General features: G+C 68.3%; 6 protein-coding genes and 2 pseudogenes. 3 read left to right on the top strand and 5 right to left on the bottom strand.

Annotation, left to right across the window (positions count from 1 at the left end; all coding sequences use genetic code 11):
* Positions 1 to 117 (top strand): annotated as a pseudogene (locus tag ACWD1U_RS33935) (amidinotransferase); the annotation flags it as partial.
* Between the two features lie 689 nt (positions 118 to 806).
* On the opposite strand, the gene ACWD1U_RS33930 reads toward ACWD1U_RS33935, so the two are convergent.
* Together ACWD1U_RS33930 and ACWD1U_RS33925 are read right to left on the bottom strand one after the other, a co-directional pair.
* Entirely contained in the window at positions 807 to 1,964 is a 1,158-nt protein-coding gene (locus ACWD1U_RS33930; protein ID WP_451113200.1) for an NAD-dependent formate dehydrogenase, read from the bottom strand.
* A 281-nt stretch (positions 1,965 to 2,245) separates the two neighbouring features.
* Positions 2,246 to 2,440 carry a hypothetical protein gene (locus ACWD1U_RS33925; RefSeq protein WP_451113199.1) on the bottom strand — a complete coding sequence of 65 codons (195 nt, stop codon included), beginning with the start codon at positions 2,438 to 2,440 and terminating at the stop codon, positions 2,246 to 2,248.
* A gap of 206 nt (positions 2,441 to 2,646) precedes the next feature.
* Between ACWD1U_RS33925 and ACWD1U_RS33920 the strand changes: the two genes are divergently transcribed.
* The gene (locus ACWD1U_RS33920) at positions 2,647 to 3,786 is read left to right on the top strand and encodes a glutathione-independent formaldehyde dehydrogenase (RefSeq protein ID WP_451113198.1); all 1,140 of its coding nucleotides are present in this window, start codon (positions 2,647 to 2,649) and stop codon (positions 3,784 to 3,786) included.
* 220 nt (positions 3,787 to 4,006) lie between these two features.
* Positions 4,007 to 4,117, top strand: a pseudogene (locus ACWD1U_RS33915) (IS5/IS1182 family transposase); the annotation flags it as partial.
* A gap of 1,155 nt (positions 4,118 to 5,272) precedes the next feature.
* Here the strand turns inward: ACWD1U_RS33915 and ACWD1U_RS33910 are convergent.
* The 3 genes from ACWD1U_RS33910 to ACWD1U_RS33900 all read right to left on the bottom strand — a co-directional run bounded on the left by ACWD1U_RS33910 (position 5,273) and on the right by ACWD1U_RS33900 (position 8,338).
* On the bottom strand, positions 5,273 to 5,749 hold the full coding sequence (locus ACWD1U_RS33910; RefSeq protein WP_451113197.1) for a DUF2000 domain-containing protein: 477 nt from the start codon (positions 5,747 to 5,749) through the stop codon (positions 5,273 to 5,275).
* Between the two features lie 265 nt (positions 5,750 to 6,014).
* Positions 6,015 to 6,671: a maleylpyruvate isomerase N-terminal domain-containing protein gene (locus tag ACWD1U_RS33905; RefSeq protein WP_451113203.1), complete on the bottom strand. Its 657-nt coding sequence runs from the start codon at positions 6,669 to 6,671 to the stop codon at positions 6,015 to 6,017.
* A gap of 842 nt (positions 6,672 to 7,513) precedes the next feature.
* Complete coding sequence (locus tag ACWD1U_RS33900; RefSeq protein WP_451113196.1) at positions 7,514 to 8,338, bottom strand: glycoside hydrolase family 16 protein; 825 nt, start codon at positions 8,336 to 8,338, stop codon at positions 7,514 to 7,516.
* Between the last annotated feature and the right edge of the window lie 155 nt (positions 8,339 to 8,493).

Raw genomic sequence — 8,493 nt, 5'->3', positions numbered from 1 at the left:
TGGGGCTTCGAGCCGATTCCCTGCGACCTGCTGCACTACGCGCCGTTCGGCGGCTCGTTCCACTGCGCGACGCTCGACGTCCGGCGCCGCGGCACACTCGAGTCATACTTCGACTGACCCACGAGCGCTCTGAGCTGGTTACGCGAACAAACCAACGAAAGCGCTCAGGCGCCCTCTGAACACCACCGATAAGCCGAAGCGCTGCGAGCGTGAGGGCGGGCCGTGACCGTCGGTCCGCCTCCTGGCATTGCTGCTCAGCCACCCTGCCCGTGTCCTCATGCCTGATCTTGACGGCCACCGCCGGCCCGCCAGCAGGTCGCTGGTTGCCGTGGCAGCGGCCTTGCTTGAGCTTGGCGTGGTGCAGCACCCGCCTGGAAGTGCAGCGGCGCATGTATGAAGCGGGCTGCGCCCGGGCAGCCGGTCGGTCGCGGACGGGCCTCCCCTGCAAAGAACCGGTCGGAGGCGGGTGATCGCGCACCACCCCCGTTCCCGCCGCAGCGGGCAAGGGAAGCTGACGACGGCCGCCTGCTCGTCACTGAACGCGATCGGAATCATCAGCAGCGACTGCACGGTCGGGTAACACGGTCTTGGTCGCCAGGACGCGCCCGCCTGCCGTGTTCCGTCGGCCGGCGAGAGACCACCCAGCGGCGGTCTTCACGTTGCTGACCAGCACCCCCGGTATCGTGTGCCGGCCGGTGCGACGACCGCTCGGCCTGCCTGCCGAAGCGGGGCTCGCTTTCGTCGACCAGGCTGAGGGCTCGGAGTGCAGAGCACGCGGGCCACCCGCGCGCACGCCGCGACGTATGTCAGACCGTGTAGGAGCGAGCTCCGGTCCCGGCAAGCCTGCCGCCCTCCACTATGAGGTACTCCTGACGGATCGGGCGGTTGTCCAACCAGCACTCCAGGACTTCTCTCACGCCCGCCGCGTACCTGGCCTGAGCCGAGAGCGTCGAACCCGATACGTGCGGTGTCATGCCCTCATGCGGCATGCTGCGCCACGGGTGGTCCTCTTCCGGCGGCTCCGGGTACCAGACGTCACCGGCGTAGCCCGCCAGATGACCTCGCTCCAGGGCGCGCACCACGGCGTCCCGGTCGACGATCAGCGCGCGAGCCGTGTTGACGATGTACGACCCGCGCTTCATGGCCGCCAGCATCTCGTCGTCGAAGAGGTTCACCGTCTTGGCGTGCAGCGGCGCGTGGATGGAGAGCACATCCACGGCGGCCGCCAGGGAACGGGCGTCCGGATGCCAGGTCAGCCCCAGTTCCCGTTCGAGCTCAGGTGGCAACCTGTGCACGTCGTTGTAGTGCAGCTTCACCTCGAACGGCTGCAGTCGGCGGAGCACCGCCAGGCCGATCCGTCCGGCACCGAAAACGCCTACGTCCATGCCTTCCAGGTCGTAGTTCCGCGAGACGCTGTCGGCGACGTTCCACCCTCGGCGGGCGGTGACCCACTCATGGGCGGGCAGGTAGTTGTGGACGAGGGCGAGGATCTGCATGACCGCGTGTTCCGACACGCTGATGCTGTTGCTGTAGGTGATCTCCGCAACGGTGACGTCGTGTTCGATGGCGCTCGGAAGGTCCACGTGGTCCGAACCGATCCCGGCTGTGATCGACAGCTTCAGGTGCGGCGCACGCCGGATCCGGTCGGGGGTGAGGTAGGCGGGCCAGAACGGCTGTGAGATCACCACGTCGGTGTCGGGGAGCTCGCGCTCCAGCACCGAGTCGGGCCCGTCCTTGTCGGAGGTGACGATCAGCGTGTGCCCCCGGTCCTCGAGGAACGGACGCAGACCGAGTTCACCGGAGACGCAGCCGACCAGCTCACCCGGCTTGAAGCCGAGGCTCTGCGGGGTGGGCGCCGTCTGCCCTCCGGGATAGCCGCTGATGACGGGAATCTCGTCCCGGGCGTAGCTGGGCGGATAGCCGTCAACGGGATCCGGATAAAGTACCGTCAAGATCTTCGCCATGGCCGCGTCCTCTCGCCGAAGGCCGGGCACGCAGGCGCAGTCCGGTAGCCGCACACGCGCTCCGGCCTGCCTTGCCGTTCCAGTGCCAAGTCCCCGGCCCACCGCACACCGAAACGGGCCCCGTGCCAGCTGAATCGCCACGCCGGCAATTCCCCGACCGCGGCGCTTCATCGGCCGACGCGTTGACGCGCCGGCCGTGGTGTCGAGGTGTGGCCATGCAGACGCGCCCCGGATCGGATCTCGCACTGGCCAGGGCGCCACTTCCCGGCTCCTGCTGGGTGCTACGGCAGGTTGCCGGGGACGCCCTCGGGCTGGGTGTCCGCGAACTCCCACCAGGCGAGCGGCAGCCAGTCTCCGTCGACGAAGCCGTCGACGGAGCCTCCGCTGCCCCGTATGGCCACCCGAGTCCCTTCCGGATAGGTCGTGCCGGAAAGGCCGGATACCGGGACGAGGAGGGTGCCGAAACGTCGTGACAAGGTTATGAATCCTCTCGAATTCGTGCGTAACAGGACTTGGGGGCCTCTAGATGCAAATCATCTCATCATGCACCAGTCTGGAGTATGAGCCAGGACACAGAAGACCGGTGAGCTGCAGGGTTGGGGACCTGGTCCCGACGGACGCAGCGGGTCCCCGTCGCTCCCATCTGTGAGTGAACAACCACATTCAGTGGAGGGGTTCGATCATGAGGGCCGTCGTCTACAAGGGACCGTTCGAAGTCGCGATCGAGCAAGTGGAGGATCCCCGAATCCAGCACCCGAACGACGTGATCGTCCGTGTCACGTCCACCGCTATCTGCGGGTCGGACCTGCACATGTATGAAGGCCGCACGGCCGCCGAGCCGGGGATCGTCTTCGGCCACGAGAACCTCGGCGTCATCGAGGAGGCCGCTGACGGTGTGACGTCGCTCAGCCGCGGAGACCGCGTCGTCATGCCCTTCAACGTGGCCTGCGGCTTCTGCAAGAACTGCACGGCGGGCTTCACCGGCTTCTGCCTGACGGTGAACCCCGGTTTCGCCGGCGGTGCGTACGGCTATGTGGCTATGGGCCCCTTCGTGGGCGGCCAGGCCGAGTACGTACGAGTGCCGTACGCCGACTTCAACTGCCTGAAGCTCCCCGAGGGAACCGAGAAGGAAACCGACTTCGTCCTTCTCGCGGACATCTTCCCGACCGGCTACCACGGCAACGAGCTGGCCGACGTGCGCCCCGGTGACAGCGTCGCCGTGTACGGCGGCGGCCCGGTCGGTCTGATGGCCGCCTACTCGGCGATGCTGCGCGGCGCGAGCAAGGTGTTCGTGGTCGACCGGGTGGCCGAGCGGCTGCAGAAGGCCGAGGAGATCGGCGCGGTACCGATCGACTTCACCCAGGGCAACCCGGTGGAGCAGATCAGGGAGCAGACCGCGGGTGAAGGCACGGACAAGGGCATCGACGCCGTCGGCTACCAGGCCATGGCGCGTGGCGAGGAGCGCGAGGAACCGGCGACCGTACTGAACTCCCTCGTCGAGACGGTCCGGCCGACGGGCGCTCTCGGTGTGCCGGGCCTGTACGTCCCGCGCGACCCCGGCGGACCGGACGAGCAGGCGAAGCAGGGCATGTTGATGGTTGCCATCGGGCGTCTCTTCGAAAAGGGACTGCGCGTGGGCACCGGGCAGTGCAACGTCAAGCGCTACAACCGTCAGCTGCGTGACATGATCATCGAGGGCCGTGCGGAACCAAGCTTCGTCGTTTCGCATGAGCTGCCCCTCGACCAGGCGCCGACGGCGTACGAAAAGTTCGACAAGCGGACGGAAGGCTATACCAAGGTCGTCCTGCATCCGCACGATTGAGGACGCCTGACACCGCCCTGCTCGCCAGGCGCTCTGAGCGCTATGGCCCGGACCGGCCGCAGCCGGTGGGTGCCCTCGCCGGCTGCGGCCGGTCGGCTCCCGGCCCTGGCGGAGATGGCCGTCGTCGGCGAGTGCGAGGCTGATCGCTGACCACCACGGCGAGCCGGCCACGTCGGCACCACGCCGAGCCCTGGCGTCTGGCCCCCGGGAGTCACTGGGCATGGTGAGTGCTCACCGCCGGTTCACCGAGTGGACGAAGGCACCGGTGTGGGCCAAGCTCCACTGCCTGGTCCTCGACGAACTCGGCTCCCACGGCGACCTTGACTGGTCTGGGGCCCGGGCTGTGAGGCGATTCTGTGAGTCGGTTTCAGGTGCCTGTGGGCACGGTGGTTGCCGTGCTTCGCTGCTGTACAGCCCGGTGCGGCAACCCGTTGCTTCCTGTCTGGACAGCCATGCGTACCACGGGGCCACGGCAATCAGGCAGCAGACCAGCGCGAGCGACGTGGTGTTGAACCCGCCGTGGAAGACGGTCTCGGCGAGGTACGTGGCGCCGGGCAGGGTGGTCAGCAGAACCACAGCCACCATCGGATCCGCGCGCTGCAGCCCGGCCTGCAGCAGGAACAGCGGAATAGTCACCGCCAGTACGCCCAGCAGAGGCAGGGCAGGCAGCTCGGCCACCCACCGGCGACTGGGGCCGCCGGCCGCCACCAGGAGTGCCCCGCCGCACAGGTAGGTGAGGTGGAAGCGGTGGGCGGTCACGTACACGGGGTCGATTCCGCGCCGCCCCAACTCGGCTGAGATCAGCGCCAGCACGGCGGCCCCGGCGCCGGCGCCGACCACTAGAGCGAGCCCGAGGGCCGCTCCGGCCGACGGCTGGATCTCGCCGGTGCTGGTGAAGGTCCAGGCGGTGCCGAGGCCGAGCAGGACCAACACGGCGGCGGCCGACCAGCCCTGCCTGGTGGCGCGCCGCCCGTACCCAACCAGCCCGAGCAGGGCCAGGGCGGCCGGCCCGATTGCCGTCTCGATCCCGGTAGCGAGCGCGGAGGGTACCCAGCTCAACGAGGCGTAGAAGCCGAGAAAGGTGACCGCTGTGACCACGTTCATCAGCGCTAGCAGCCCAGTGGCCTTCGGTGAAGCGGTGGCCGGTCCGCGCAGCGCCCGGCGCACCAGCAGCGCGGCGTTGAACAGCACGGCCGCGGCCCCGAACCCCGTACAGGAAAGGGCCAGGCTCGCTGTGGCGTCCAGTCGCCCGGAGATGTAGCCGAACACCCCGGCTTGCAACAAGCACCGACGCCACGATGCACACGATCGGCACGACTTACCTTCCCATCCATATGATCCAGCAGAAGACGCCCCGGCCCCAGTCAGCTCGCTGAGCTCCCCGCCACGATGTCGGCGGGGCGTTGCCGGAGAGGCTTGTCCAGGCAACGACGAGGCCACGTCGCTTACCCGAGCACCTGGCGAGGTGCTCGTGCTCGAACGGAGGTCAGTGCAGCAGGGAGAACTTCTTGGTCAGCGGATCCAGCACATCGCGCTGCCCGAAGACGGCGACTCCGTAGTAGTCGAGGGCCTGCTCCGGCGTGGTCTTCATCCGGTCGAGCTGTTCTGCGTAGGTGTCCCCGGTCATCTCTGCGGTGAAGTCGGTGTACAGCAGTCCTGCAGCGTCGGCCTGGTCGCGCAGCCGCCGGACCCAGGCCGGGCGCCCTTCGAGGACGACGAGGGAGAGCCCCGAAATGGGGGCGTGGCTGCCGGCATCAGCGTCCGAGAAGGCAAGGAACGACATCTTGCGCAGCAACTCCGGCTGCTCGGTGGCTGCCTTGGCGGAAAGCCCCAGGCACAGGTGTGACGCCGCGTTCGCCGCCACTCCGGGCGGAAGCTTCGCCTTGAGGGCTACGACGAACTTATAGCGGCTGTCGACCTGAGTCGCGTCGACACAGGCGGGACTCGCGGTGGGGACGGTCATGGATGCCTCTTTCAAGATCTCAAGGGGAGTCACTGTGGGGCGCCTCGGGTGATGTCCCCTAGAGACTGGCGCAGACCGGCACGTCAGTCTTGTACGATCTTGCGCCCTGATCTGATGCCGCATACGCACCAGTTGAGATGACTTGTAAACACGTGGCCGCATCCGAAACGGGAAAGGCATCTGCTGGGGTGGCCGACCGATCTCAGCAGCAGCCTGACCAGGCAACCCCGACCGAACCTCTCCTCTGCGGCAGAGACGCCTGAGCCTATGCCCGGGGCGTGCCGTCCCAGCGCCATGTGGTGAGACGGGGGTGTCCGGGTAGTTCGGCGCGTCCGGTGGCCCACAAGAGGGTGGCCCAGGGATCCGTGGACGACGGCGCGTCCGGAAACAGCCGAGCGAGCACCCGAGAGCACAGATCGGCAGGCGGGCTCCATGCGAGACCGAGTCCTTGTGCAAGGTCGTGCGTGTGCACCAGGGTCTCCACGACCCCCATCGCGGCAAAGCCCTCGGGGTCCGAGACACCGAAGACGTGGTGAGCGCGGGTCCGCGGAGGCGTCGTGCGCACCATGGCGACCAGCAGCGCACCGCTCGCTTCCAGGACCTGCAGCAGGCCGGCGGGCCCCGCCTCGCGGTTCGCGTGGATGGCGTTCGCTGGGCCGCCGGGACGTCGGCTCTCCCATACGAAGGGCACCTCGCCATCCAAGGGTGGTGTCTTGGGGCCCAGTTGCGCAGCGTAAGCGAAGAGGTCGTCGCTGAGGTGCTCAACGGTTTCCCAGCAGTCCCATTGCAGCGAACCGGCCTTGCCTTCCCACGCGGCTGGAGGCGCCTCGCGAAGGACTGCCACAGCGAGGCACACGGCAAGGTCGAGGTCGTCCGCGGTGACGGGGGGCTGGGAGAGGGCAACATCGGCTGATCGGGACATGGCAGGACCGTACAACGATCGGAGGGAGCCACCCCTCCTTTTTCGATCACCTGCCCAGCAACCCGGCGAAGGTTCGCGGTCACAGCACCAAGTAGGAAGCTCACCGCAGCCGGAGCTGAAGCCCGAAGCGGCGTCTGCTGGGGCAAGGTCGAAGTGCTCGAGTGAACCGCTGCGCACGGCGGACACGCCCGATGGCATCCTGCGCGATGCGCCGACGGCCTGAGCTGGAAGGGCCGGCGCCTGAGCGAACCGGCGGTCGCTCGGCGGTAGTGGTCTGCCGGGACACCTCGGCGCCGTAGACGTCCGCCAGTGGGCCTGGACCTCGTCGATGGTCAGGCCCTCGGCTGCCGATGAGATGACCATCTCGCCGAGGCCGGTCAGGCGCCTCTGCCGCTTCCTGCGATCTTCGGTTCGAAGGAGCCGTCCCGGTCGCCGGGCACGGCTGTCTCCACCGGGCCGACCAACGGTCTTGAAACGTTTGCCGTTGAGGGAGTTGCCGCCGTCCTTGCCTGACGGGTCGTGCTTTTCATAGCCGAGGAGATGGGTGATCGCGTCATCGCGAGCGTACTCCTGCAGCCGCTTGGTCAGCTGCTGCAGGAGTACGCGCTCACCGGTCGGATGCGGTCCCTCGGCCTGGGCCAGGCCCACCAGTTCGTCGATCAGCTGGTCATCCACGGCCTTCGCCGACACAGCCACTACCGACTCGACAGCCTCCCGGTCGGACACGTTCTCACTGGTCGTCGATGCATCTTCCGTGATCGGGAGTTACACCGAACGATTCCCAGTCCCCACGGGTGGAGCGGCCCAGCCACGCGATAGGTGGCTCCGGATCTGTTGCTGCATCAGGGGCGGAGGGAAGCGGTGGTGAGGACGGCGACGTAGTCGACGAGCATGGGATGGCCGGGGCGGGTTTGCGGTGTGGGGGTGGGGTGCCCGGCCAGAGCGTTGGGGAAGCCCCCGCCGATGGCGAGGTTCAGCAGGAGGAAGTGGCCCTGGGCGGTGGCTGCTTGCCAGGTGGCCGGGTCGATTTGTGAGCGGCTGACGGTGTGGTAGCGCCGTCCGTCGACGTACCAGTGGAGTCGTTCGGTTGAGGTGCGGCGGTCCCACTCCAGGGTGTAGGTGTGGAAGGTGCCGGTGCAGCGGGCCCGGCGGCAGGTGGTGCTGGCGGCCAGGCCGGTGCTCTCGTTGCACGGCCCTGCAGTGGGTGTGCCGCAGTGCATGACGCCCCAGACGCGGTTCAGGCCGTTGGCGTTCTCCATGATGTCGAATTCGCCGGGCCTCGGGGAGGGCGCGCCCGCCCGGTACGAGGCCCCCAGAGTCCAGAAGGCCGGCCAGTAGCCTTCGGCTGCCGCGCCGGTGACGGCGGGCAGTTGAAGGCGGGCCTGGATGCGCATGCGTTCGCCCGCTGGAGGCCGAAAGTCGCTGCGGCGTGTCTCGATGCGTCCGGAGGTCCACCGCCCCGCCGAGTCGCGCAGCGGGGTGATACGCAGGTTGCCCCGGCCGTCATGGCTGAGGTTGGCCGGGTCGGCCGTGTAGGTCTGCACCTCACCGGTACCCCAGTTGGGCGGGCCACCGGGGTACCCGGTGCCGACGTCGATGATCCTGTCCTCGGCATCGGGCAGGCTCCCCGCGGGCCCGTTGAAGCGGTTGCCCAGGCAGTCCTCCATCCGTGCGTGGCCGACCCTGGGCTGCCGCCGGCGGCCGAGGGGACCAGGCCCGTGCACAGGACCACCAGCACGGCCGCCGGCATCCGCCGCGCACGGCGGTTACGGAAAGGCGTCCTCATCGGGCTGTACCTCGCCGCGTAGTGGACCACGGGCTC

It is taken from the genome of Streptomyces sp. NPDC002788, assembly GCF_053592115.1.
Note: the sequence above shows the minus strand (reverse complement) of the source record. Positions and strands in the feature narration are given on the sequence as shown.

Excerpts from the sequence above, each read along its gene's own strand:
- ACWD1U_RS33930 (WP_451113200.1), bottom strand. The coding sequence starts at position 1,964 with ATGGCGAAGATCTTGACGGTACTTTATCCGGATCCCGTTGACGGCTAT.
- ACWD1U_RS33920 (WP_451113198.1), top strand. The coding sequence starts at position 2,647 with ATGAGGGCCGTCGTCTACAAGGGACCGTTCGAAGTCGCGATCGAGCAA.
- ACWD1U_RS33910 (WP_451113197.1), bottom strand. The coding sequence starts at position 5,749 with ATGACCGTCCCCACCGCGAGTCCCGCCTGTGTCGACGCGACTCAGGTC.
- ACWD1U_RS33905 (WP_451113203.1), bottom strand. The coding sequence starts at position 6,671 with ATGTCCCGATCAGCCGATGTTGCCCTCTCCCAGCCCCCCGTCACCGCG.
- ACWD1U_RS33900 (WP_451113196.1), bottom strand. The coding sequence starts at position 8,338 with ATGGAGGACTGCCTGGGCAACCGCTTCAACGGGCCCGCGGGGAGCCTG.